The 26,040-nt window shown below is 56.5% G+C and carries 22 protein-coding genes; 5 read left to right on the plus strand and 17 right to left on the minus strand.

Annotated elements, in window-relative coordinates:
- Positions 1 to 73 precede the first annotated feature (73 nt).
- From HMPREF0733_RS01505 to modA, 12 genes are all read right to left on the minus strand, one after another.
- On the minus strand, positions 74 to 1,318 hold the full coding sequence (locus HMPREF0733_RS01505; protein ID WP_013397628.1) for an MFS transporter: 1,245 nt from the start codon (positions 1,316 to 1,318) through the stop codon (positions 74 to 76).
- A gap of 35 nt (positions 1,319 to 1,353) precedes the next feature.
- Complete coding sequence (gene narI / locus HMPREF0733_RS01510) at positions 1,354 to 2,187, minus strand: respiratory nitrate reductase subunit gamma (protein WP_013397629.1); 834 nt, start codon at positions 2,185 to 2,187, stop codon at positions 1,354 to 1,356.
- A 23-nt stretch (positions 2,188 to 2,210) separates the two neighbouring features.
- Positions 2,211 to 2,957, minus strand: coding sequence for a nitrate reductase molybdenum cofactor assembly chaperone (narJ, locus tag HMPREF0733_RS01515; protein ID WP_041321532.1), 747 nt, complete (start codon positions 2,955 to 2,957; stop codon positions 2,211 to 2,213).
- A gap of 3 nt (positions 2,958 to 2,960) precedes the next feature.
- Positions 2,961 to 4,574 (minus strand): nitrate reductase subunit beta, encoded by a 1,614-nt coding sequence (narH, locus tag HMPREF0733_RS01520; protein ID WP_004005307.1) that lies wholly within the window; start codon positions 4,572 to 4,574, stop codon positions 2,961 to 2,963.
- Positions 4,574 to 8,296, minus strand: a complete 3,723-nt coding sequence (locus HMPREF0733_RS01525) for a nitrate reductase subunit alpha (RefSeq protein ID WP_013397631.1) — start codon at positions 8,294 to 8,296, stop codon at positions 4,574 to 4,576. Before HMPREF0733_RS01525 ends, narH begins: the two co-directional genes overlap by 1 nt.
- 79 nt (positions 8,297 to 8,375) lie before the next feature.
- Entirely contained in the window at positions 8,376 to 9,584 is a 1,209-nt protein-coding gene (locus HMPREF0733_RS01530; RefSeq protein WP_013397632.1) for a ThiF family adenylyltransferase, read from the minus strand.
- A gap of 37 nt (positions 9,585 to 9,621) precedes the next feature.
- Complete coding sequence (locus tag HMPREF0733_RS01535; RefSeq protein ID WP_013397633.1) at positions 9,622 to 10,110, minus strand: molybdenum cofactor biosynthesis protein MoaE; 489 nt, start codon at positions 10,108 to 10,110, stop codon at positions 9,622 to 9,624.
- A complete protein-coding gene (locus tag HMPREF0733_RS01540) occupies positions 10,100 to 10,618 on the minus strand; it encodes a MogA/MoaB family molybdenum cofactor biosynthesis protein (RefSeq protein ID WP_037231153.1) in 519 nt (172 codons plus the stop codon). Before HMPREF0733_RS01540 ends, HMPREF0733_RS01535 begins: the two co-directional genes overlap by 11 nt.
- 71 nt (positions 10,619 to 10,689) lie before the next feature.
- On the minus strand, positions 10,690 to 11,196 hold the full coding sequence (gene moaC, locus HMPREF0733_RS01545; RefSeq protein ID WP_013397635.1) for a cyclic pyranopterin monophosphate synthase MoaC: 507 nt from the start codon (positions 11,194 to 11,196) through the stop codon (positions 10,690 to 10,692).
- Between the two features lie 45 nt (positions 11,197 to 11,241).
- Positions 11,242 to 12,621 carry a molybdopterin molybdotransferase MoeA gene (locus HMPREF0733_RS01550; protein WP_013397636.1) on the minus strand — a complete coding sequence of 460 codons (1,380 nt, stop codon included), beginning with the start codon at positions 12,619 to 12,621 and terminating at the stop codon, positions 11,242 to 11,244.
- A 30-nt stretch (positions 12,622 to 12,651) separates the two neighbouring features.
- Positions 12,652 to 13,518 (minus strand): molybdate ABC transporter permease subunit, encoded by an 867-nt coding sequence (locus tag HMPREF0733_RS01555; protein WP_049775414.1) that lies wholly within the window; start codon positions 13,516 to 13,518, stop codon positions 12,652 to 12,654.
- 77 nt (positions 13,519 to 13,595) lie between these two features.
- A complete protein-coding gene (modA, locus tag HMPREF0733_RS01560; RefSeq protein ID WP_013397638.1) occupies positions 13,596 to 14,417 on the minus strand; it encodes a molybdate ABC transporter substrate-binding protein in 822 nt (273 codons plus the stop codon).
- A gap of 181 nt (positions 14,418 to 14,598) precedes the next feature.
- Here modA and moaA point away from each other — a divergent pair, with 181 nt between their 5' ends.
- The 5 genes from moaA (at position 14,599) to HMPREF0733_RS01585 (ending at position 19,393) form a co-directional block, all read left to right on the plus strand.
- Positions 14,599 to 15,822, plus strand: a complete 1,224-nt coding sequence (gene moaA / locus HMPREF0733_RS01565) for a GTP 3',8-cyclase MoaA (RefSeq protein ID WP_013397639.1) — start codon at positions 14,599 to 14,601, stop codon at positions 15,820 to 15,822.
- Positions 15,823 to 15,825: 3 nt separating this feature from the next.
- Positions 15,826 to 16,092, plus strand: a complete 267-nt coding sequence (locus HMPREF0733_RS01570) for a MoaD/ThiS family protein (RefSeq protein ID WP_013397640.1) — start codon at positions 15,826 to 15,828, stop codon at positions 16,090 to 16,092.
- Positions 16,093 to 16,199: 107 nt separating this feature from the next.
- Positions 16,200 to 16,889: a molybdenum cofactor guanylyltransferase gene (gene mobA, locus HMPREF0733_RS01575; protein WP_244864776.1), complete on the plus strand. Its 690-nt coding sequence runs from the start codon at positions 16,200 to 16,202 to the stop codon at positions 16,887 to 16,889.
- A gap of 28 nt (positions 16,890 to 16,917) precedes the next feature.
- A complete protein-coding gene (locus HMPREF0733_RS01580; protein ID WP_013397642.1) occupies positions 16,918 to 18,186 on the plus strand; it encodes a molybdopterin molybdotransferase MoeA in 1,269 nt (422 codons plus the stop codon).
- Between the two features lie 184 nt (positions 18,187 to 18,370).
- The gene (locus tag HMPREF0733_RS01585; RefSeq protein ID WP_013397643.1) at positions 18,371 to 19,393 is read left to right on the plus strand and encodes a LacI family DNA-binding transcriptional regulator; all 1,023 of its coding nucleotides are present in this window, start codon (positions 18,371 to 18,373) and stop codon (positions 19,391 to 19,393) included.
- A gap of 161 nt (positions 19,394 to 19,554) precedes the next feature.
- Here the strand turns inward: HMPREF0733_RS01585 and HMPREF0733_RS01590 are convergent, their stop codons facing one another.
- The 5 genes from HMPREF0733_RS01590 to rplJ all read right to left on the minus strand — a co-directional run bounded on the left by HMPREF0733_RS01590 (position 19,555) and on the right by rplJ (position 25,628).
- Complete coding sequence (locus HMPREF0733_RS01590) at positions 19,555 to 20,259, minus strand: GNAT family N-acetyltransferase (RefSeq protein WP_013397644.1); 705 nt, start codon at positions 20,257 to 20,259, stop codon at positions 19,555 to 19,557.
- Positions 20,260 to 20,563: 304 nt separating this feature from the next.
- On the minus strand, positions 20,564 to 22,561 hold the full coding sequence (locus HMPREF0733_RS01595) for a sucrose-specific PTS transporter subunit IIBC (RefSeq protein ID WP_013397646.1): 1,998 nt from the start codon (positions 22,559 to 22,561) through the stop codon (positions 20,564 to 20,566).
- Between the two features lie 188 nt (positions 22,562 to 22,749).
- Entirely contained in the window at positions 22,750 to 24,285 is a 1,536-nt protein-coding gene (locus tag HMPREF0733_RS01600; protein ID WP_041321533.1) for a glycoside hydrolase family 32 protein, read from the minus strand.
- Positions 24,286 to 24,603: 318 nt separating this feature from the next.
- A complete protein-coding gene (gene rplL, locus HMPREF0733_RS01605) occupies positions 24,604 to 24,981 on the minus strand; it encodes a 50S ribosomal protein L7/L12 (RefSeq protein WP_004005325.1) in 378 nt (125 codons plus the stop codon).
- A gap of 116 nt (positions 24,982 to 25,097) precedes the next feature.
- On the minus strand, positions 25,098 to 25,628 hold the full coding sequence (gene rplJ, locus HMPREF0733_RS01610) for a 50S ribosomal protein L10 (protein ID WP_004005327.1): 531 nt from the start codon (positions 25,626 to 25,628) through the stop codon (positions 25,098 to 25,100).
- Between the last annotated feature and the right edge of the window lie 412 nt (positions 25,629 to 26,040).

The following is a 26,040-nucleotide window of genomic DNA, read 5'->3' on the forward strand; positions in this document are numbered from 1 at the left end:
GCTCTGGCCGCTCCCCCAGAGTAGGGAACGGCCAGAGCCCTGGAAACAAGCAATTGAGTGAAAAACTCAGCTACTACTTCGCTGCGGCATCAGCCCTATGATGTTCCGGCTTACCGCCATGCTTGACCAAGAATGCCGAGGCAAAAGCCACAGCTGCAGTTACAGCCAACAGAGTTAGACCGATGAAGTAGTTACGATGTGCAGCATCGTAGGTTGCACCCATCACCAGCGGCGGGAAGAAGCCGCCAAGAGCACCAGCAGCAGCGATCACGCCGGAGACCGCACCCACGTTCTTCGGGTCAGCCGCGCGGCCAACCCAACCAAAGACCGATCCGGAACCCAAGCCCAGCAGAGCTGCCATCGTCAAGAAGATAGGACCGTAGACGTGCTCAGCATCCGGCTGGAATGCGGTAACCAGAGCCAAAACCGATACGCCGCCCAGAGCAATGAAGGTAATGATCTTCGGACCAAACTTATCTGCCAAAATACCGCCGAAGGGACGAGCGACCACGGCAGCCGCCGCGAAGCCTGCGGCACGAGCACCAGCATCTTCAGGGTTGAAACTGTAGATATTGTTCAGGTAGGTGGGCAGATAGTTCGAGAACGCCACGAAGCCACCGAATACTACCGAGTACAGGAAGCACAGCTGCCAGGTTGACTTCACCTTGAACGCCCGAATGATCTTCGGCATCAGCGGGGTAACCTCGCGGTTAGCGGTAGCCGGTGAATCACGCAGGAACAAGAACGAGATGACGGCGGTTACCGCGCACAGAGCCGCAATGATGTAGTGGGTATTCATGTAACCCACGAGGTTCATCAGGCGCGGAGTAAAGAACGCCGACAGAGCGGTACCGACCATACCAGCACCGAAAACACCGGTTGCAAAGCCCTTACGAGCGGGCGGGTACCAAGCGGAGCTGAACGGAATACCCACCGCGAACACGGTACCGGCGATACCCAGCAGGAACGAGAAGACCAGCATCAGAGGGAACGACTTCATCGAACCAGCAACACCGACCAGGAGCACCAGCGGAGCGCTGACGGCAAGTACCAGACTCATCATGATGCGCCCACCGTACTTATCGGTTAGACCACCAATCGGAATACGCCCAATCGCACCAATAAAGATAGGCATAGCAACCAGCAAACTCGTGGTGCCCGGGTTCAAATGCATCTGATCCGGCTTGGCATAATACTTCGCAAGCGGACCGACAATCGTCCACGCCCAGAACCCAACGGTCGAGGCGAAGGTAACCAGCAGCAGGTTAAAAAGCTGCCCCTTTTTTAGGTCGTAACTCTCAGCAGTGGGAGCACTCATGATTCCTCTTTGTGTTATGTGTTGTGTGTATATTGTTAGCGATTGACGCGCTCACGTGGGAGCGCCTCTTGCGGGTTGTCCCAACCACGACGTGCGCCCACGCGCTCATTGCCACGAGAACGGTAGATGGTGTAGGGACGGAACAGGTAGTGCAGCGGCACAGTCAGTGCATGCACCAAACGAGTGAAAGGCCAGATAATGAACAGCACCATAGCCACAATGATGTGAATCTTGAAGGCGACAGGCACATTCACCATCAACGCTACCTCCGGGTGGAAGTAGAAGATAGAACGGAACCACACCGCAATGGAGGTGCGGTAGTTGAACTCCACCTCATGCCCATTAACCGGGGGCAGACCGCCAGAGGGGTCAAAAGCGGAAATTAAAGTTGCGGCGGTACCCGCCAGAATGACGGCGACCAGCACAAAGTACATAAACTTATCGTTCATTGTCGTTGCAGAGAAAACCTGTGCGTTACGACGACGACGCCACAAAAGCAGGAACAAACCAAGAATAGTTGCTGCAGCGGCCGCGGAACCGCCCACCAAAGCGACAATGTGATAAGTATGGTCGTCCACCACGAGGTCTGTGAGCATCTTAGGCACCACTAGACCGCCCACGTGTCCCATAAACACGGCGGCTAGACCATAGTGGAACAGAGGCGATCCCAGACGCAGCATCTTGGATTCATAAATCTGTGATGATCGAGTGGTCCAACTAAACTGATCGGTACGGTAACGCCAAATGGTGCCGCCGATCAGAACAAGAATAGTGACATAGGGAAGCACGCCCCACAGGAGGGTGTCTACAATCCCCGGCTCGCCGACAGGCACCGCATGTGCTGCGTGCTCGGATGCGAGTGCGTACACGATGTACTCCTAATTTGAGGGGTCTAAATGTTATTAGGGTTAACTTGGGTCAGCCGCGGATCGGCATACCCGCTCAGACCAACGGTCTCAACGGGCGGACCATAACCCGCCATCTGCTGCACCTGTTCCTGAGTCTCGGGAGAGACACCGGGGAGGGTATTGCAGATACTCTGTAATAACCCGTAGTGTGGGAGGTCTCCGTCCCGAAGCGCTAAACGAAGCAGCTCCAATGAGGGACGGTATGCTTGAAGCGCTGCGCGACCCTGGCGACGATCCACCAGCGCCGCAAACTCCAAGACGAGAGGTAAATAGTCGGGAAGTTCCCCGTTAAGGCGGGTGAGCATCCCCGAATCGCGATACATTTTCTTAAATCGAAGAAGGGTTTCGCCGCGACGGCGAGTATCGCCATCCGTCCAGTAAGAAAGGTGCAGAGCGTGCCTGCGGGAGAGGTCGTATTCCTGCACGTAGTCGCTCTGAACTTCTTCAAGCTCGCGAGCCGTAAGCCAATCCGCAACGGTTTGCACGGCCTGCACGAAATCGGGATTCTCAGTTGCCTGCGCCAACCGCGTAAACTCCGGCAGAAGATCAAGAGTTTCTTCCGTCGGATAGCTCAACAGCATGCCGCTGACCTGGTAAATCACCGAGTCTCGGTCTTCACCTGCACCATAGTCACGATCAAACGGATCAATGTTATCGTGCGCGGCTTGCGCCGATTCCGGGGTATTCCCGGAATCGGCTTTGCCCATAAGCTTGGAAAAGAATCCAGCCACTACTTACTTCTTTCCGGTGGTATTCGGGAACAGACCATCCGGGCGCGAGTTTCCATCCCAGCTAAAGAGGCTAACCTTGTTAGAGCTCTCATATACGCCGGTCGAGACGGGGGTCGGGCGACCTTCCATGTCGTTGAATGCGTCACCATACATGCCGGGACCACCATCAACGCTCAGCGAGCATCCCATCTCTTCGAGGTTGTGCGCATCTTCCATATGAGCCGGAGGAATCACATAACGCTCGTTGTACTTAGCAATCGCCATCAGACGGTACATTTCGTACATCTGCGCACCGGTCATACCCACCGAGTTTGCAATCTCTTCATTGCCTTCGCCGCCCAAATTAATGTCACGCATGTAGGCGCGCATTGCGGCTAGGCGCTTGAGCACGAAGGTCACGACCTCGGTATCGCCAGCGGTAAACAGCTCAGCAAGGTATTCAACGGGGATGCGCAGCGCCTCGATCGCGCCGAACAGGTTCTGGCTGTTCTCAGCATCGTGTCCCTGGTCCTTGAGCAGATCCACAATCGGCGACAGCGGCGGAACGTACCAGACCATCGGCATGGTGCGGTATTCGGGGTGCAGCGGAAGCGCAACCTTCCATTCCTTCGCCAGCTTGTACACGGGCGACTTCTGGGCTGCGGTAATCCATGCCTCGGGAATATCGTTCTCACGTGCCAGACGAATAATCTCGGGGTCCGAAGGATCGAGCATGAGCGAAAGCTGCGACTCGTACAGGTCTTTCTCATCGGCAACGGATGCTGCCTCAGTCACGCGGTCTGCATCGTAGAGGAAGATACCGATGTAGCGCATACGACCCACGCAGGTCTCGGCACATACGGTCGGAATACCGGCCTCAATACGGGGGTAGCAGAACGTACATTTCTCTGCCTTACCCGTCTTGTGGTTGAAGTACACCTTCTTGTAGGGGCAACCGGTGATGCACTGACGCCAACCGCGGCAGCGATCCTGATCGACCAGCACGATGCCGTCCTCGGCTCGCTTGTAGATAGCGCCGGAGGGGCATGCCGCCATACAGGACGGATTCAGGCAGTGCTCACAAATACGCGGCAGGTAGAACATGAAGGTCTGCTCGAACTCGAATTTAATCTTGTCCTCAGCCTTCTTGCGTACCTTCTCCACAAGCGGGTCAAGATGACCGTGCTCGGGTGCGCCGCCCAGGTTATCATCCCAGTTCAGACCCCATTGAATCTTGGTATCCTGACCGGTAATCATCGATACCGGCTTAGCCGCAGGGAAGTCATCGCCTAGAGGTGCGGTGGTGAGATTCTGGTAGTCGTAAGTCCAGGGCTCATAGTAGTCGCTGAGTTCGGGTTGAATCGGCGAGGCGAAAATGGAGAAGAGCTTCTGGAAGCGGTTACCGCTCTTGAGCTCCAGACGACCGCGCTTGTTCAGCACCCAGCCGCCCTTCCACTTTTCTTGGTCCTCGTAGCGGCGCGGGTAGCCCTGACCGGGGCGGGTCTCAACGTTGTTGAACCACACATACTCGGTACCGGAACGGTTTGTCCATGCCTGTTTACAGGTCACGGAGCAGGTGTGGCAGCCAATGCACTTATCAAGCGCCATCACCATTGCAACTTGTGCCATAACACGCATTAGAATGTAACCTCCTGCGACTTGCGACGGCGAATGTACGAGACAATGTCACGCTGGTTGCCGGTCGGTCCGAGATAGTTGAAGGCGAATGCCTGGTGTGCGTAGCCGCCAATCATGTGGGTCGGCTTAAGTAGGATGCGGGTCATCGAGTTGTGAATACCGCCGCGTTTGCCGGTGGTTTCGGTCTTCGGCGTCATCATACGCTCCTGAGCGTGGTGCACGTAGCACACGCCCTCAGGCATACGGTGCGAGACAACCGCACGACCCACGAACACGCCGTTGGTGTTCACACATTCGATCCATTCGCCGTCCTTGACGCCGATCTTCTCGGCATCCTGGGGGCTCATCCAGGCAGTCTGACCACCGCGGAAGAGGGTCAGCATATGCTGGTTGTCGAAGTACTGGGAGTGGATAGCCCACTTGTTGTGCGGGGTTAGGTAACGCACTGCAACCGAAACGCCGTCGGTCGTACCGATTTCGGGTTCCTTGAAGAGCCCGGTCATATCCAGCGGGGGACGGTAAATCGGCAGTGCCTCGCCCATTTCGTGCATCCAGTCGTGATCCAAGAAGAAGTGCATACGACCGGTTAGGGTATGGAACGGCTTCTTCTTTTCAATGTTCACGGTGAACGGCGCGTAACGGCGGCCGCCGGTTTCCGAACCGGACCACTCGGGAGAGGTCATCACGGGCTGCGGGGCTGCCTGGGTCATGGGGAAGGTAATCTTACGTTCCTCGTTACCCTCGGCAAGATCCATCAGGTGCAGACCGGTCTGCTTCTCAAGTTCTTTGAAGCCCTTAAGCGCCACCTCACCGTTGGAGGTACCAGAGATGCGCAGAATCGACTCGGCGAGCTTGGTGTCGGTATCCAGTGCAGGACGACCCGCGCCCTTACCGGAGTCCATCACACCAAATTCCTTCGCCATCTGAGCGACTTCGTCCTTCAGATCGTACGTCACGTATTTGGTGGTGGCGCCAACCTTGTCGAAGAGCGGGCCTACAGAGGTGTACATATCGTACATCGCGCTGTAGTCGCGTTCGACAGTCATGAAGTTCGGCATGTTCTTACCGGGAACACCTAACATGCCGGGAGTGCTCTTCCAGTCGGGCGCATGACCGCCGGGCTGCTTGATTTGACCGGGGGTATCGTGCAGGAGCGGAACCGAAACAATATCCTTGCGGGTGCCCAGGTGCTTCTTGGCCTGGCGTGTGAACTCGTATGAGAGAGCCTTGAAGGTATCGTGGTCGGTTCGTGCTTCCCACGGCGGGTCGATAGCAGGCGAGAACGCGTGCAGGAAGGGGTGCATATCGGTCGAGGAAATATCGTGCTTCTCGTACCAGGTAGCGGTGGGGAGCACAACATCCGACAGCAGGGTCGTGGTGGTCATACGGAAGTCCGAGGTGACCAGCAGATCGAGCTTGCCTTGCGGTGCTTCCTGGTACCAGGTGACCTCACGCGGAATGGATTCCTCGTGATCGGCGCCCTGCACGTTGTCCATGCTGCCGACAAGGTGCTTGAGGAAGTAGCTCTCACCCTTAGCGGAGGAGCCGAAGAGGTTCGAGCGCCACAGCATCAGGGTACGCGGCCAGTTCACGGGGTTATCGACGTCTTCAACAGAGAATTCAAGGTCGCCGGAGTTCAGGCGCTGTGCCACATAATCGGCGTTATCCTTAGCTTCTCCGCGCGCTACCGCCGCTTCTGCCTTATCGGCGAGGTCGAGCGAGTTCTCAGGGAACTGCGGGTAGAACGGCATCCAGCCCATACGGGTGGATCGCGCAACAACATCCGCAGTGTGTACGCCTTTGAGCTCGCCGGTGCCCAGCGGGGACTGCAGGTAATCGGTGGAGTAACCGTCCTGGCGGAACTGGTCGGTATGCATGTACCAGAAACCGGTGCCGATCATATGACGCGGCGGGCGGCTCCAGTCCAAAGCGTTTGCCATATTGGTCAAACCGGTGAGCGGACGTGCCTTCTCCTGACCCACATAATGAGCCCAGCCGCCGCCGTTGCGGCCCTGGCAGCCGGTCAGGTTCAGCAGAGCCAAGATAGCGCGGTAGGTTGTATCCGCGTGGTACCACTGGCAAATACCGGCACCGAAGATAATCATAGAACGACCGTGAGAGTCAATAGCGTTCTGCGCAAATTCGCGCGCCACGCGAATAACGGCCTCCGGCGGAACTGAAGTAATCTGCTCCTGCCATGCCGGGGTGTTCTGAATCGACCAGTCTTCGTAATCCTTGGCCCAGTCGCCGGGCAGTCCGGGGCGACCGATACCGTAGGTAGCAAGCATCAAGTCGAAGACGGTGGTAACTTCCTGACCCTCAACATAGGTGACGGGTACGCCGCGGGTCATGATGTCGCCGTGGCCCTTGGGGTTATCGAAGGTCGGCATCTTGATCTCGACAGCGGCGGACTCGCCCTGCGGCAGATCGCGAATCGAGAGAATGGGTTTGCGCCCGTCCAATTCAAGGTTCCATTTACCCTGATCAGATTCGGAGTAGCGGTGACCCATCGTACCGTTGGGAACAAAGACCTCGCCGGTTTCGCGATCCATCATGGCAGTCTTGAAATCGGCGTTTTCCTGGTGCTGCTCCCCCGCCAGGGATGCGGCGGTCAGGAACTTCGAGGGAACCTTCGTGCCGTCTTCACGAGTTTCGAGGGTAACCAAGAAGGGCAGGTCGGTGTAGGTCAGGGCAAAGTCCTCGAAGAACTCCACGCGCTGATCCACGTAATTTTCCTTGAGAATCACGTGACCCATAGCCATTGCGAGCGCAGCGTCGGTACCTGCCTGTGCGGGCAACCATTCGTCGGCGAATTTGGTGTTGTCGGCATAGTCAGGGCTGACTGAGACAACCTTGGTACCGCGGTAGCGCACCTCGGCAACCCAGTGGGCATCCGGGGTACGGGTGACGGGGATGTTTGACCCCCACATGATGAGGTAGGAAGCATCCCACCAGTCGCCGGATTCGGGTACGTCGGTCTGGTCACCGAAGACCTGCGGCGATGCTACGGGAAGATCGGCATACCAGTCGTAGAAGCTGGTCATCACGCCGCCGATGAGCTGGATAAAGCGCACACCGGCACTGAAGGAGACCATCGACATTGCGGGAATTGGGGTGAAGCCGGTGCAGCGGTCGGGTCCGTAGTACTTAATGGTGTGCACGTGGGCGGCGGCTACGATTTCGAGTGCTTCTGCCCAGGTGGAGCGTACCAATCCGCCTTTACCGCGCGCGCTGACGTAGCGGTTGCGTTTGACGGGGTCGGAGACGATGGAGTGGAATGCCTCGACCGGGTCGCTGTGCAGGGCTTTTGCTTCGCGGTACATTTCGAGGAGCAGACCGCGCACATAGGGGTATTTCACGCGGGTCGGCGAGTAGGTGTACCACGAGAATGCAGCGCCACGGGGGCATCCGCGAGGTTCGTATTCGGGGCGGTCGGGACCGACTGTGGGATAGTCAGTCTGCTGTGCCTCCCAGGTGATAATGCCGTCTTTGACATACACCTTCCATGAGCAGGAGCCGGTGCAGTTCACGCCGTGGGTTGAGCGAACTTCTTTATCGTGGCTCCAGCGGTCACGGTAGAAGGTATCGCCTTTACGACCACCTTCACGGAAGACCGCGCGACCGTCATCAGTCTCGTCCCAGCGAGAGAAGAACTTACCGAATTTGATCAGCTGATCGGTAAGGGGTCCATCCGGACCTTTGGTCTGTGATGCTTGTTCCATACAGCCAATATATCGCAAAAATTGGTACGTCAAATACGATATAAAAATATTCTCTAATTCAGGGAATTCATAGGGTTACTTAGACCGTAAGCCACCCGGAAATTCCGCCCACTAAAACACGCACGGGAATGTCTGTAACGGCGGCAATATCCCGCGCTGCCTCCAACGCCCGCGTGTATCCAGTGCAGTAAACCACAAGATATTTCGATGCGGGGTCAACTTTCTCGCGGATTCTCGCGGCAAGACTGCCTTCGCGGGCAGCTTCCAAGATTTCCGTAAGGGGCAGATTAATTGCCCCATCGATCGCAAAAGAAGAAAACTCGATAGCTTCACGGACATCTATAAGGGTCATTTTTTCGTGCTGCGAAAGCTGCCGGGCTTGAACAGGGGTTATGTCTTCTAACTTTTGCGTGTGATGGTTACCCGTCAATTTTCCTGAATTATGACGAAATATTAAGTGATTTTTAGTGTCTTGACTCTCTTGAGGGTGAGTTTCTACCGATTTCTTAGGTTTTGCTTGCATCGAAGCTAAGAGAGGTATATATTCCCATTTTCCTGTTAACGCGGAGTATAGCCCAACCTCACCTAACAGCGGCTTTCCGGAACCCGTGATGACCTTAATAGCCTCCATTGCCATCGCTGAGCCGACTACACCGGCGAGCGCCCCAATAATCCCGGCGGTACTGCACGAAGGAACGCTTCCCGGTGCGGGGGCCTGCGGGTAGAGGTCCTCATAGACCGGCCCGTGACCTGCCCAGAATACGCTGAGCTGTGCGTCGAAACCCAGGATTGCCGCCCAAATATGCGGTATACCCAACTGTTGTGCCGCAGCTGAAACCGCATAGCGAGCCTCAAAATTATCGCTGCCGTCAAGTACTGCATCCGCGCCGGTAAGAAGGTTCAGGGCGTTAGTATCGGTGAGGCGTTCGCGGGCAACGGTCACCGTGATGAAAGGGTTGAGCGCGCGCATTGTTTCGGATGCCGACTCTGCCTTCGAGTTTCCCGACCGTGCATAAGTGTGAATGACCTGTCGGTGTAGATTTGAGACTTCAATAGAATCATCATCGATGATGATAATCTCGCCCACCCCGGCTCCCGCAAGATAGAGCAGGGCGGGGGCGCCAAGCCCACCAGCGCCAAGCACAGCAACCCGTGCCGCCTTCAGTTTCAGCTGCCCTGCCATGCCAATCTCGGGCAGAATCAGCTGACGCGCATAGAAGGCACGTTCGGCCGCGCTCAGCTGAGTTACGGGCTCCGGCGTGGTTTCGGGGTCTGGGATAAAGCTCATCCTGATGGTATCTTTCGCGGGAATACGTGTTGAGTCTCTAGGTATCTATACCCACCCATTCGGTGCTGCCGTCTGTCAGCTCCTGTTCTTTCCAAATGGGAACCTGGGCTTTCACACGGTCAGCCACCGCCTCGCAGGCCTCGAAGGCTCGCCCACGATGTGCTGCAGCGGCAAGCACCGTCAGCGCGGACTCTCCTATAGCGATAGGACCGACGCGGTGAACTGCCCACAGACGAACCCCCTCCAGCTCATCCGCTACAGACTGCACAACACGCGCAATATATTCTTTCGCCTGCGGATGCGCACTATAGGAAAGCCCGCGCACCGCACTGCCGTGATCATGGTTGCGTACAATGCCGTCGAATACAACAAGGGCGCCCATGGCTTCTGTCATGACCTGAGCCTTCGCGGCGGCGGCGAGCGGCTCTAAGGCTTCCTCGGTAATATCGGTGAAAATGACTACCGAACCGGTGGGCTCAGCGCCATGCGCCCCGCTGTGGTCGAGCCCCTGCGGCTTAGTGGTCATGATAGTCCTCCATCTGGCGGCAAATATGTTCCACGAGCGGGTCCAGGGTTTTCACTCCATCTTTAACCCCGCCGCGCGACCCGGGTAGAGTCATCACGAAGGTTTTATCGATCACGCCCGCAACCCCGCGTGAGAGCACGGCGGAAGATACGTTCTGCAGGCCGTTCGCCCAGAAAGCGTGCATAATTCCGGGGATTTCTTTATCCAAATGCGGGCGTACCGCCTCTACGGTCTGATCGTCCGTGTTCAGCCCGGTACCGCCGCTGGTGAGAATAAACGTGGGCAGGTTATTATTCTTCTTCCCATCGGCAATGAGGGAGTTGAAGTAGTCGATAATCTGCCGGTCTTCGATCACGACGGCATCCGGGGTCTTAAACCCGCGTGAACGCAGCCATTCAACCGCGATAGGCCCCGATTTATCCTCATAGATACCGCGGGCGGCGCGAGTAGACGCCACGATAACAAGCCCGGTCAGATTCTCGGGAAGCTGGATTTCTTCTGCACTCACAATGTGCTCCCTCTCATGCTGTTGTTCATAGGTTTTCCTCTGGGCTTCGCAAAATAGCAAAGTGTGAAACGCTAAACAGCCCAGTCGCCGGATTTTCCGCCGGATTTCTCCAAAACCCGAATATTGCTGATCACTGCGTATTTATCGACCGCCTTAATCATGTCGAAAATCGTCAGCGCTGCGGTCGAAACAGCGGTTAGCGCCTCCATCTCAACCCCGGTAACGCCCCGGGTTTTCACCGACGCCACAATACGCACAAAATCCTCGCCACGCTCAAAATCCAGGGTAATTTTACCCAAGGGCAACGGGTGGCATAGCGGAATAATATCCGGGGTACGTTTAGCGCCCATAATACCCGCCACACGCGCAACCGGCAGGGCATCCCCCTTAGGCAAATCGGCATCAAAAATCTTGGCGATCACATCGGCACGAGTGTGCACGGTTCCCTCAGCGAGCGCTGTGCGTGTGGTGACGTCTTTCAAAGTCACATCAACCATATGGGCCGACCCGTCGGCGCGCACATGAGTCAAGTCTTGGGCTGGCTGTGCCGCATCGGAGCGAAGATTCTTCTCAGTCACGATTTATCCTTAAGGTCTGTGTTGGGGTGAGGGTTTTAGCCACGTTCAGTTATCCGTAAGTCGGATGCGGTGGTACCGCACCGCTTCTCCCCCGGTGTACGTAGTACCCGGCGCCAGCTCGATAAGCACATCGGCGGTCGCGGCGTGATGCAGCAGATGCGATCCGGGCAAAACATCGGGGTACAGCTCCACCTGATAGGTTCCCGGTTCGGTCTCAACCATCGCCAGGTTACCGCGCAAAAATTGGCGTTTATTGGCCGGTGCTGTCAACGGCTTATCAATGACGAGCACGCCGCGCGGGGCATTTTCGAGAGTCGCCATGCGCGAAGCCACCTCGTGCGGAGTGCCGTAGGGACCGCCCGCACGCAGGTAGGGGCGAAGCATCAGCACATAGGAAATAAGGGTACTGACGGGGTTACCAGGGAAAGAAATCATGGGCAGACGGTGCCCGTTGAAATCCAGCACGTTCACGCCCTGTGGCCCGCCGGGCTGCTGGCTCACATGCCCAAACCAACTGAGCGGAATTGGCAGCCCCAAAGACGGTGCCATAGCGATGGCATTGCGCACCACTTCGTATTTGCCGTGGCTGATCCCGCCGGAGGTAATAATAATATCCGGTGCGAAAGTCTCATACTCTTCGCGCAAATGCTCGATCAGAAGCTCCGGGTCGTCCCCGATCGAGATGCGCCGCACCACGGCGCCGTCCTCGACCAGCATTGAGGTGAGCATGGGACCGTTAGCATCATAAATCTGGCCATAGGCGAGCTCTGTGGCCGTATCGTCGCCGTCTTCGGTGAGAGTGGGGCGAATCTCGTCGCCGCCGGTGCACACCAGCACGCGCGGTCCGCAGGCAACCGTCACGCGAGTATACCCCTGTGCGGCTAGTGTACCCAGTAACGCGGGGGTCACGCGTTCCCCAGAGCGCGCCATGATTTGCCCAGCCACCACGTCTTCGCCGCGGCGACGTATAAACTGCCCTTTGGGCGCTTTAGGGAGCCTAATTTTTTCGCTGGGACGCCCGAAGGATTCGGGTAAGTCGGGATATTCGATGCGCTCAGAATGCTCAACCGGAACCACCGCCACATATCCCTTAGGAATGGGGGCACCGGTCATAATTGGATAGGTTAAATCGTCGGATGCGCGCGAACGCTGCAGCGGCCGCCCCGCCGGAATTTCACGCCCCACCGTAAAGATGCGGTTCTCACGGCTGGCGCCCTCGGCGGTTAGAGCATAACCATCCATCTGGGAGTTATCAAAGCTCGGTACATCAAGCCTGGCCAGCACATCCTGCGCAAGGATGCGGTCGGTAGCACGCGCCAGCGGCAGGTTTTCGGCGCGACCAATAAAAGTATCACGCAGTAAAAGCGCCAGATAGGCGCGATACTCTTCGGTGCTGGGGGTGCCATCGAACTGGGGCTTGTGCATCTGTACTCCCAAATGGTGATGAATTATCTACTAGCTATTGTAAAAGGCTTTGGCACGCAGTTTCTTCACCACGGAAAATAGGCCGAGCAGGCCAAAGATGCACACGTACAGGCTTATGAGCATGAGGGCATTGCCCAATGCGGAGCTCATGCTTCCGCCAGCGATCGCCAATTCGATACCGAGCGGAATAGTTTCGGTTTTACCCTGCACATTACCCGCAAAGGTGACGGTGGCACCGAATTCGCCGAGCGCACGTGCGAAGGAAAGCAGGAAAGCGGTGGCAATTCCCGGTGCAGCTAAGGGAAGGAGCACCCTATAGGTGATTTCGGAGGATTTTGCCCCTTCCACCCGAGCTATCTGCTCATATTCTTCAGGAATAGCCTGCAGGGTTGTTACGGCGGTCGCCACGAAGAAAGGCAGAGCCACGAAAGTTTGGGCAAGAATAACTGCGGTGGGTGTAAAGGGAATTATGATGCCCAGGTGGTACAGATGCTCACCGATCATACCCTTGCGTCCCCAGAAGAAGAGCAGCCCCAAACCCGAAACCACCGGGGAGAGGATCACGGGCGTATAAATAATCGCGTACAGTACTCCCCCAAATTTTTTCAGGCGAGAGCGGCTGAGCACTTTAGAGAGCACCAGCGCTAAGGGGGCGCCTAAAAGCCCGCAGATCAGCGTTGAAATACTGGCGGTGGTGAGCGAAAGACGCGCGGCGTCGAGAACTTCTTTGTCGATAATGTCGTGCAGGCGCATCCAGGGGATGTTGTACAGCAAACCCACGAGCGGGCCCAGAATAAGCAGGAAACCCAGGAGCGCAGGAACGACAAAATAACGGGGAACGGCGGTGAAAGCGGTATGTTTTTTCACGGGTACGTCTTTCGGAATCTGCGGCGACACAGCCGCCTCCTGTAAGAATCTCACAAGGTTCTTTCAGGAGGCGACCGTTACGTGACAGCTGTTGTGCGCTGAAGATTCTAGTTTGCCTGAGGAGACTCGAAGTCGTACTTCGCCAGAATCTTCTGGGCTTCATCCGAAGAGAGCCATTCGTTGAACTTCTTCGCTGCGTCTGAGGAAGAACCCTTGGTGGTCAGTGCTGCGGGGTACTCGTTCCTGGGAACATCCGGCAGGTCTACCGAGCCCAGGTTCTTGCCGTCTTTCTTAGCGGCGGCAAGGTCAGTCGTATAGATGAAGCCAGCATCCGCGTTACCGGTAGTGACCTTGGTGGCCACTTCACTCACGTTGCCTTCGGTGGTCGCGTTCTTAAGCTCAATATGATGCTTCTTGAGCTCTTCATCCGCCAGGGTACCGCAGGGTACGTTCACCTTGCATACGGCGACAACACCTTCGCTGTTCTTCAAATCGTCCAGCGAATTGATCTTGCCGGGGTTCCCCTCGGCGGTGACCAGCACCAACTTGTTGGTGGCGATAACCTCGCGCTTGGCGTCCTTGAACTCATCGAGTTTAGCCGCCTTATCCATGTTCTGGGTGTCGGCGGTAATCAGGAGATCCGGGCTTGCGCCCTGCTCGATCTTCTGCACCAGCTTGGAGGAACCTTCGAAGGAGTAGGTGATCTCAACGCCGGGGTTTTCCTTCTCGAATGCTTCCTTCAGCTCAGTACCCGCATTGCGCAAGGAAGCAGCCGCATAGACCTCAACCTTGCCAGACACGGATCCGGATGCTGCCGAAGAAGCAGAGGCAGACGCATCGGTATTAGAGGAGTTGGAGCCGCATCCGGTCATAGCAACGGAAGCAAAAAGTGCCGCGCTGGCACTGGCAACCTTCAACGAAGTTTTCATAGTGTATGTCTCTTTCCTGTGGTGTGATGACGCACGATAACGTGCATTCCCGCCGCGATAATAATGTGCCGTACGTTTGCGCTCGATGTAACTTAAGGTACGCACACTATCACCCATACCCGCAGACATGGAATAATCTAATTGTCACCTCTAATATACGAATTTTCTTTGAGGTCATTCCATGGCATACACCGCCGGTTCAGGCCGGACACAGCTTATTGCGGGCCCCGTGTTACGCACCTTAGCTTCTGAGCAGGATGCGAACACGGCTTTTGTTACGCCCGAAAATTCTGGTGACGCCCAAAAGCCCTTACATAAACCCGCACGCAAGACCCCATATATTACAAACCGCGGTCCGCTCTTAGATAGGTGGGGGCGCATCGCCACCGATTTGCGGATTTCACTGATTGATAAATGTAATCTTCGTTGCATTTATTGCATGCCTGCCGAAGGTTTGGAGTGGCTGCCTAAAAATAATCTGCTGACATCCGCTGAAATTGCACGCCTTGCCGACATCGCCATTCGTGAACTTGGAGTCGAAGAAATTCGTTTTACCGGCGGGGAGCCCTTGGTGCGCGCAGACCTCGTCGATATTATCGGGCGAATTCACCGCGAACACCCCACGATTCCACTGGCAATCACCACCAACGGCATAGGACTTGAAAAACGTGCGCAGGCGCTCGCCGATGCCGGATTAAGCCGCATCAATGTCTCACTCGACACCATCTGCCCCGAAACCTTCGCCGAGCTGACCCGCCGCGATAAGCTGGGGTCGGTTCTAAAAGGTATTGACGGCGCGGCAGCAGCGGGTCTAAAGCCCATCAAAATTAACGCGGTACTCATGCCGGGTATCAACGACGCTCAGGCCCCCGAACTTCTGCAATGGGCGCTTGACGGCGGCTACCAGCTGCGGTTTATCGAGCAGATGCCGCTAGATGCCGATCACAAATGGACGCGTGAAGGAACGATTACAGCGGCACAGATTCGCACGATGCTCTCCGAACACTTCGTTCTGGGCACAGTCGCCGAAAAACGCGGCGACTCCCCCGCCCAGCTTTGGGAGGTCTACCCGCTGGGTACCGCCCTCGACAGTGCCGGGTTCCCGCGCGAAGCTACCGCTTCGCTCGGGCGCGTGGGCATTATCGCCTCGGTCACCGAATCATTCTGCGGGGCCTGCACCCGCACCCGCTTGACCGCCGACGGTAAAATCCGTTCCTGCCTCTTCTCGGATTCCGAAACCGACCTGCTCGACCTGCTGCGTTCGGGCGCCAGCGACCGCGAGATTGCCTTGAGGTGGCGCGAAGGTATGTGGTTCAAACCGCGCGCTCACGGCAAAGAAGACGCTGATTTCGATATTGAAGAGTTCGCTCAAGCAAGCCGCTCAATGAGCGCTATCGGAGGTTAAAACGTGCAGATACATTTCTTCGCCGCCGCACGTGCCGCATCCGGCGTTGCCGAAACTCAGATGAGCCTTACAGATTTGGCCGAGCCGACCCTGCGTGCGCTCGTCGAAAAATTGGGTGAGGCGTTTACCGGAAAAACTGCCTCCGGCATGACGCTCGCACAGGTTATGCACCAGTGCTCGTTCCTGATCGACGGTACCCGTTCCGAGCTCGACGCCGCACTCACCGATAATGCACGCGTAGACGTTCTGCCGCCCTTTGCTGGCGGGTGAACTCAGACTTATGGGCTGTCGTTCGCTTTTGGCGGTTGCTTCATGTTTTCCGCCAGGATGCGCACCACGCTACCCTTGCTGCTATCATCCCGGAAGGTCTCACCTCTGTGCACACACCGCATGACCCATTACGTGCGCCGGATAACGGTACACGCACCCAACATTCGGTGACCCGAGCCGCCCAAATTCCCGCGTTCTGCGCCATTATTGTGGCGGGCGGTAAATCTTCGCGCCTCAATCACACCCCAAAGGCCGGGCTTTCCAATGGTTCCCAGACTCTTTTGGAACGCGCGCTTGATGCCGCCGGGCAGGCGCAGCAGCGCGTAGTCGTCGGCCCCGGAACCTTACCGGTGCCATCAGATACACTGCATACGCGCGAAGACCCTCCCTATTCCGGTCCTGCGGCGGCGCTTCATGCCGGACTCGAAAAAATAGCGGCAGCCTATGCGGCGCGCGAGAAGGCCCCTCCCGCGTGGTGCCTTATTTTGGGGGTAGATACCCCGCAGATAGCGCCTGCAGTGCAGAAACTTCTCGCGCACACAATAGACGCATCAACCGAAACTCTGGGGTACTGGGGTGTGGCGGGGGGAATCTTCCAACCGCTCATCGGCATCTACCGGTTCGCACCCCTACGCGAAGCCTTTGCAGAGGGCAGCACCAACGCCTCCGTGCGCTCTTTTGTGAAGCGTCTTGCCCCGGTCGCCGTCGAGCTCGATCCCGCGCATACTGCCGACGTCGATACCTGGGAGCAGGCACACGAACTCGGCTACAGCACCCCGCGCTGGCTCGACTACTAATAACCCATCAACTTCAGCAGAGGATTCCATGTCTCACCACCACCCACCCGCCGTTTCCTGGCATGAAGCACGCGAACTGCTTCACACCGCCGCGAGCGCGCTCACCCCAACGCTGAGCACCGAGGCTCTCCCCCTGCAGGCGACCATCGGCAGGTATGTGGCGGAAGACCTGACGGCGCGCATGCCTGTGCCGCACTATAGTTCTTCAGCGATGGACGGGTATGCGGTCGCCGGTGCACCGCCTTGGCGTCTTGTATCGCCGGATTATCCCGAGGATGCACGCACAAACGTTCACCGTCTGGCGGTGCCCATTGCCGCTGGGGAGGCGACCCCGATTCTCACGGGCGGGCTTCTGCCCGAGGGAACCGAGGCGATTGTGCGTGAGGAGCATTCCCACCGGTACGAGGGTGCTGGTGCGCTCGGTTCGGGAATTCACTATCTTGACATGGCGGAGGGTTATACCGTCCCGAAGCCCGGAACGGATATCCGGTACGCGGGCGCGGAGCTTTCTCCCGGCGCAATTCTAAGCTCTCGCGGCGATCTTATTACGGCGCAGCGCGCCGCATTCTTGGGAGTCAATGGTTTTGATGAGCTTCCCGTGCTTAAGAACGTTCCGGTGCGGTGCGCTTTCACGGGGAACGAGGTTATTACCTTCGGCATGCCCTCTCCCGGCCAGGTGCGGGATGCTTTCGGTGGTTTTCTGGAGGTCTCTCTCGCCGGCGCCGGGTGCGAGGTGCGTCCTTCCGCGCGGCTTGCGGATATTGCCGAAGAATTCCACACCTTTGTGACGACCTCGACGGCACGCATCCTGATTTTTACGGGCGGGTCGAGCACGTCCGGGGTAGACATGGTGCGGCAGACGCTCGCCGATATTGGTGCCGAGTATATTTTCGAGTCGGTGCGGGTGCGACCGGGGCATCCGGCGTTGGCGGCGAAGATTCCCGCGCCCAAAGAGGGAATGAATGCGGGACAAGAGCGTTTGGTGCTGGGCCTTCCCGGTAACCCGTTGGCAGCGTATACGGCGCTATATTCGTATCTTCCCGTAATCCTGGCGGGGCTGCGTGGTCTGCCGATTCCGGCGCTTGATCGGGCCGAACTCGCTACAGATATTCCGCCTTTGCGCAAGCGTTCTCAGCATCGTCTTATGCCGGTGCGGGTTTCTGAGGGTAAGGCGTATCCTCTGGACGCTCTAGCCTCTCATATGCTTTCGGGACTGGCTCAGGCGACCCACTTCGCTCTCGTGGATGCAACCGGCCAGCAGGCGGGCACGCACGCGATTCTTGTGCCTGTTTTCTAGCCCGCGCATCGTTCTGCTGTACAGGCCGCGTTACCCAAGTACCCCGATTCCCGCTCAGTAAAAAAAAACTTGCCGCATGAGGGAAGATATTCCGTACTGTAAACACGGGCTCGCACAGGGTTCTCGGTGCATCCGGGAGGCTGTATAGTGTTGGGAGATTATCTGACACGCGAAAGGACGCGCTATGGCACAGCCCAAACTCGGCGATGTTGCCGCCCGTGCCGGGGTTTCGCCCACGACGGTCTCGCGAGTGTTGAATAACCGCGGCTATTTGAGCCAGAAGACTCGTGACAAGGTTTTTGCGGCTATCCGCGAGCTAGGTTATCGCCCTAATGCCATTGCCCGTTCGCTTCAGGAACGGCGTTCGCATATTATCGGGCTTATTTTTCCGACCGTGGCGCATCCTTTTTATGGGGAAATGGTGTACCGTTTGGAGTCTCGTTTGGCGAATGCGGGTTACCGGGTGATTCTGTGCAATAGCGATGAGCAGCCAGAGCTTGAGCACCGTTATTTAGATATGCTTTTTGCCCATCAGGTGGACGGAGTTATTACCGGCTCTCATTCGCAGGTCGTCGCCCAACTTCCTCAGGTACAGGCGCCGCTGGTGGCTATCGATCGCCCCGAAACCGGACCTTACCCCAATATTCGTTCCGATAATTATGCGGGCGCACGACAAGCGACCGAGCATCTGATCGGCACGGGAGCGCGGCGTATACTGCACATTACCTCGACCCTGAGCGAACAGAATTTACGGCAAAGAGGTTATACGGACGCGCTCACAGCCGCCGGGCTGTCGCCGGATTTTCTGGAGCTTGGGTTTCACGAGTCAGCGGAGCATCAGCGCAATATGCTGTACGAATATCTTGATGAGCATCGCGGCGCCCAGCCCGTTGAGGCGGTTTTCGCATCGAATGATACCTATGCGTCGCTCGCCTTGGCCTGGGCCCAGAGCCGCCGGGTACGGGTGCCCGAGGAATTTCAGGTTATAGGTTTTGACGGCACGGATACGGTTCGCACGCTTCTGCCCGAACTTGCGAGCGTGGTGCAGCCGATTGATGCTCTTGCCGATCGCGCCGTTCAGCGTTTAACGGAGGCGATCGCAGCCGAGACCGAGGAAGATGCAGAACCCGCAGATGCTAGGGGCGGTGAGGACGTTCTGCCGGTAACCCTGCGGTTGGGCGGCACGGTGCGACCTGCACGAGATTGAGTGTTGTGCATACACCGTATCACGTGTCTAATATGCCCAAACGACCGCTACAGTTTTAAGGTATTTCCTCTCAAGTACTTCAGATAAAAATACGTGTCTTGAACCCTCGCAACGTTAGAATTGCGAGTGCTCAAGACACGCGGCGATGAATTGGGTACGTTCTATGAGGAGGAGCCGACGAGCTCCCGCATCATGAAATGTCCCTCGTCGTGAGAGTCTTCTTCACGGACAGATACGCTGTGCTCATCATCCTGAGCGGTTTCAAGATTCATGGGGTACAGCATGCCCATATAGGGGTCTCCCGAGGCGAAGGTGCCCATAGGAATGAACCCAAGACGCTCGTACAGAGCGGCACTGCGCGGGGTGGATGCCTCCAAATATGCGGCGGTACCGTCAAAACGGTCAATCGCGTGGCGCAGGAGCTCCGTTCCAACCCCAAGACCCTGAGCTGCCTTCCGTACCGCAATCGTGTGCAGATACCAGTGCTTAAACTTCGGACGGTACTTGTGCAGTTCACGATTCTCAGCCATCACATGCCGCATAGTACGTGGTCCCAAGATCCTCATGAACTTCGCGTTATCTCGAAGCTCTTGTTTGACATCGGTCTGCTGATTTTCGGGAGAAAGCCACAGGGCAGTACCCAAGATCTTTCCGTCGAGATCAACGGCGACGTCTACACATCCGCGAGGCATATAGGTGCCTTCGAGCTGGACTTCAAAACGTGCGCGCAGTTTATCTTCCTGCGGTTTTTCGCCCAAGACCTTGTACATATAGGGGTCGTTCAGGAACGCCTCGGTGAGCGTATCAAGAACCTGCGATACTTCTTCTGGACGAGCTTGGCGGACGGTGTACGGGGTGGTATTCATGATGATCACCTTTCATGTGGTTGGGTACTGGCTATCGGCTGGGTTGGGTTCTCATCCCCTCTCAATCTCTGCATTTTTATGCAGAAAACACTGACATATATAACGTTATCTAACTCACCAGAAGCGAACAAGGAGGTACGACACATTTCCCTACAGCGTCACACCCCGTTCAATGTAACGCGGAATTCTGCGAAACCATTGTCACCACAACGAAAAACGTGGCACCCCATCAGAGATTTTCATGATGGGGTGCCACTTACTTTATGCACCTCTGAGCGTAAATTTATGTCTCGCTCAGTGAAATCTATGCCGATGTTTTCTCTTTGAGGCCAACCTGAAGCAGGTTGTCACCGGCAGCAACAGAGGCACCCGAAGTCTGTGCATCACGTACGGCGGTGGTGAGTTTCTTCGCGTTGGTAATGACCAGCGGGGTCACCAGCACATACCCGGCATCCTTGATGGCGGGAATATCGAATTCGGCGAGAACATCGCCGCGTTTGACGGTATCGCCCTTGGCAACCTTGGGGGTAAAGTGCTTGCCGTCCAGCTCGACGGTATCCATACCGATGTGCATGAGCAGATCCAGCCCGTCTTCGGTGCGCATGCCGTAGGCGTGACCGGTGGGAAATGCCACAGTAATCTTACCGTCGGCGGGCGCCAGCAGCTTACCTTCGGTGGGTTCCACGGCGGTTCCATCGCCGAGAGCACCGGATGAGAAGGTCGCATCCTTTACCTCGGCCAGCGGCACGACGGTACCCGCCAGATGGGTGGTGAGTTCGGTCTTCTCACCCTCAATCTCGGGCTCTTGAGCTGCCGCCGCAACGGTATCAGTCTTAGAAGCGCCGTCCGCAGCGAGTACGGCAACATCCGGCGAGGAAGCCTCGCTGCGTGCCACCTTCAGACCCCAGAAATATGAGGCGGCGAAGGCGAGAGCGGTCGTTACCAGCAAACAGGTAATGAAGCCAAGCCAACCGGCTCCAACCTGAGGATTAACGGAGGGAATACCCAAATATCCGGCAGATCCAAGGGCCGATGCTTTCACACCCAAAATTGCTGAGAGTGCTCCGCCGAGACCAGCCGAAGTTATCGCGATATAGAAAGGCCAACGCAATACCAGGTTCACACCGAAAAGTGCGGGTTCGGTAATACCCAGGAATGCCGAAGGAGCTGAAGCCGAGGCCACACCTTTGATCTTCTTGTTCTTGGTGGTCAGCGCGACGCCTGCCGCTGCTGCGCCTTGCGCAACGTTAGAGATCGATGCAATCACGAAGATAAAGGAACCGCCGCTTGCCCAGAGTGAGGTTTCGATGGGCGGGAAGGACTGGTGCAGACCGGTTATTACGATGGGCGCGTAGAGCACACCAAAGATCAGCCCGCCGATGGGACCGGCGGCGGTGTATAGCCAGTTCACTCCTTCGCCCAGCCAAGTACCCAGCTGGAACATAGGCGGTCCCACTAGGAGGAAGGTGACAAAGCCGGTAATGAGCAGGGTCAGAGTTGGAGTGAAAATAAAGTCGATTGTGCCCTTGAGAATCTTATGGAAGAATCTCTCGATATTCGCAAGGATAAAGGAAACCAGCAAGATAGGAAGCACGGTTCCCTGGTAACCCGCCTGCTGCACCTGAAGACCAAAAAGATCCCAGTACTTCATGGGGTCTGTACCCTCGGTGTGGGCGAGTGAGGCCGCAACTTTATACCCATTCATCAGCGCGGGTGAGACCATAGCCGCACCCATCGTTAAGCCAAGGTAGGGGTTGCCTCCAAAGACTTTAGTTGCAGAGTATCCCACAAGCACGGGCAGGAAGGCGAAAGGCGCCGCCGAGAGCAGGTTCACGATATCCGCGAAGCCTTCCCAGGCGGGATACATTTCAATCAGGGGCTTTGGCCCAAAGATGTTCTTGGCGCGAAGGACGTTATCAAGCGCCATCAGCATACCGCCGCCGACCAGCACCGGGATCAGTGGGATAAAAATATCGGCAATGGTTTTAATGAAGCGGGAGAAGATATTTCCCTGATTTGCCGCAATGGATTTCAGATCATCTTTGCTAACCTCGGGGGCACCCGATGCCACCATATGCTTGAAGACTTCGTTAACATCGCCAGGGCCCACAATAATCTGGAACTGTCCAGCATTCAGGAAACTGCCTTTAAGGTCTTCGTCATTGTCAATAGCACTTTGATCAACGGAATCCTGGTTCTTCAAGACCAGGCGCAGACGAGTTGCACAGTGAGCCGCCGCGCGGATGTTGTCCACGCCTCCGACATCCTGCAGCACGCGCTCTGCCACTGATTTGTGGTCCACGCTACTCTCCTTTGGATTGGCACCCCGAGGTGCTGTCTGTGTTAAAGGCGGTGAAAAATCACCGTTTCGTGATATGTCAATCGCTTGACATGTTAGGATGCAGTATACCTGAAGATAGGAGCCTGGGACCATGAAATCCCAGGCTCCTGCACGATATATTTTTCTACTTATGAAACTCCCTGATGGGTCTAGTTTTTTCGGGCATACTCCAGCGAAAGAACCTTCCCGCCGGTCAGACGAACACGGCGTTTCTCACCTTTGAAGAAGGTGCGGGCACTAAATACCTCTGCACCCAGCGAAGCCGCAAGCTTACCGCCCACGAAGAGTTCGGCGGCCGAGCCATCGACGAGCAGCTCGAACTGGCGGGTCTTAGCACGTTTGAGGGTACGGCGGCGCAGGCTGCCTCCTTCGGTGTAGCGGGTTCCGCCGCGATCCATCTGCACGAAATCCTGATCCAGTACGATACTCAGCGCCACGCCGTGCGTATCCTTAATCTTGATTTTCACGCGCTCATCGGCAACGTTCACACGGCCGCGCAGGCGGAAGACGCGTGCGTCCTTGAGCTCTTTGAGCCTGCCTTTCTCGTCTGGCTCGATTGGCTGAAGCGGCATGGCTTCGTCAAGCTGGGGCACAGGATGCTGATAGAGCTTACCATCGCGCAAGTGCAGTTCGCGGGGGAAGGTCATCATATGCACCCAGCGTTTCGACCAGGACGGCTGGTCGTCCTGCTCAGCATTGCCGAACCAGGCGATCATCACGGTTTCCTCGTGGGGCGCATCCTTAGCCGCTGAGATTCCGGTGCCCGAGATAGTCTGCGGGGCGTAGAATTCGAAGCCTGCGTCCAGCTCGGTAAAGGGGGTTTCTACCTTGAATTTGAGGGTTTTCGGGTTAAACTTACCCACGATATAACCGCTCTGGTAGATGTTGAGGTACCTCTCCCCCATCGGTTTCAAACCCTGCGGGCTAAAGATGAGCACATCCCGCATCTCGCCGGTAACTTCGTCACGCAGCTGCAGCAGAGAAGGACACTCGAACATGTAGCATTTCTCAAGCTCTTTAGCCTTGATACCCAGCTCGCCCTTGAATTTCCAGTCGCGGCGATCTTTCGAGGTATACACAACCACGGCACCGGTCTTATCTTTGCGCTGCGCGCCGATGACCATCCACCATTTTCCGTCACGCTCAAATACGTGAGGGTCACGATAATGAGCCGTGTAACCATCATGAGGACCAGATATAAGCGGCGGAAGCTGGCGAACGGGGTTCCCATCCTTCCCAGCGGTGGCAAGAATCTGGTAGGATTCACGCTTATTCTTGGAGTCTTTGACGTTGCCCGTGTAGAAGAACTCGAAACCGCCCTTCACGCGAATACCCGAACCCGAGTAGCATCCGTGAGAGTCGTAGCGGGTATTCGGAACCAGCGCGGTCCCTACGTCTTTCCAGTCTACGAGGTTGGTGCTCACGGCGTGGCGCCAGTACACTTTGCGTTCAGGGTGAAGCGGCGAGTACTGGTAGAAGGCGTGGTAATTATGCCCGTCATAGACCAGTCCGTTGGGGTCATTCAGTCTTCCTACCGGAGGCGCTAAATGCAGCGCCGGATAGTCGCGGTCAGATCGAACAGCAGCGCCGAAGGTATCCAGAACGTCTTGTGCCTCAAGGGCTAGGTCTCGTTCGGGGCGCGCTTTCGATGCCTTCTTTGAGGTCTTGGTTTTCTTCGGGCTCATGGTCTCGATCTTTCCAACTCTCAGATATCTGTGCTCTGCTCCCCCGCCTGTTGGCAATATACCTCTGAGTGGGGGTTCAAGCGTTATCATACCAGCCCATGAGCGCCCTCCCTAGGGTCATGTGCCTTTTATCGTCTGATGTACAGGCAGACTCAGCATCGCCACAGCTGGCGTACAGCTTAAAAGGTTTCTCCAGGGTTAGATTCCTTCCTGCGTATTGTATGAACAACACGTTTCATGTTTTAGGGTTAAAAGCCGCTGGGCGGCACATCCGTGGTGGATGCGCCGCCCAGCGTATAAGAATCGAGAAGAAATCGATTACTTGAGGGTAACGGTTGCGCCTGCGCCCTCAAGCTGCTCCTTAGCCTTCTCAGCGTCTTCCTTGGAAGCACCTTCGAGGATGGGCTTGGGTGCGCCGTCAACGAGGTCCTTTGCTTCCTTCAGGCCGAGGGAGGTCAGGGCACGAACTTCCTTAATCACGGCGATCTTCTTGTCGCCAGCGGATTCGAGGATAACGTCGAATTCGGACTTCTCTTCAGCAGCGTCGCCGCCGCCAGCGCCGCCTGCTACAACTGCAACGGGAGCTGCAGCGGTAACGTCGAATTCTTCCTCAAATGCCTTAACGAACTCAGAAACCTCTACGAGGGACAATTCCTTGAAAGCTGCAATGAGTTCTTCGATGGACAGCTTAGCCATGTGTGGCTCCTTCACTATCAGGTGCGGGGCTTGCCCGCGGTCTGGTTTATTAGTACCCTGCCCGGGCGGGCGGGTTGAAGTTTTGGTGCGTTTTCACGCGGTGAGGTGCGGGGAGCTTATGCTTCCTCCGAAGCCTCCTCGGCTGCAGCGGGGGCTGCGCCTTCCTGCTCTTCCAGCTTGACGCGCAGTGCATCCACAGCCTGGGCAACGCGGGCAATAGCAGCTTTTGCGCCACCGGCAACCTTGGACAGCAGAACCTCGCGAGATTCGAGGTCAGCGTAGCGCTTCACATCGTCCTCGGTCAGGGTTTCACCCTCGTAGTAACCGGTCTTCACGATAAGCTGGGGGTTTGCCTTGGCAAAGTCACGCAGTCCCTTAGCGGCATCAACGAGGTCACCCTTGATGAATGCCAACGCGGAAGGACCCTGAAGCTGACCCTCAAACGAGTTGATGCCAACTTCCTTTGCTGCAATAGCAGCAAGCGTGTTCTTCACCACGGCGTATTCGGTCTCAGCACCGAGTGCGCGGCGCAGCTCCTTGAGCTGTGCCACCGTGAGACCGCGGTATTCGGTCAGGATGACTGCGTTCGAGGCTTCGAAGAGTTCCTTCAGCTCGGATACTGCAGCGATCTTTTCCTGAGTCGCCATGGTAGTTCCTTCTTCCGATTCTTGTAAGGTCGCCGAATAAGTGCAGTGTTTGAGGCAATAAAAAATGCCCCGACGCACAGGCGTACGAGGCAGACAGCAAAAATGCATCCACGTAGGATGAAACTGTCACATCGGGCACCTGCGCGGGCGGCGATTTCCTGATAGGAAATCTGCTCTTATCAGAGATTATGCTGTATTTCATGACGGTAAGATACCGAAATTTGCACAGCACATAGCTCTAGACCGGCGGTCTTTGGTCTAATCATCATGACAGGTTAAATCGGCAAAAGCAAGTTTTTCCTTCCCAGAAAGCGTACCTATGCGAAAAATCATTCTTTGGCCTGTCGTCCATAAAAACAATTTTCTGACCAGGCCTGTTCTGGTCGCTTTAGCTCATTATGTCCATGAGGCC

This window comes from Rothia dentocariosa ATCC 17931 (assembly GCF_000164695.2).
Classification (GTDB): Bacteria; Actinomycetota; Actinomycetes; order Actinomycetales; family Micrococcaceae; genus Rothia; species Rothia dentocariosa.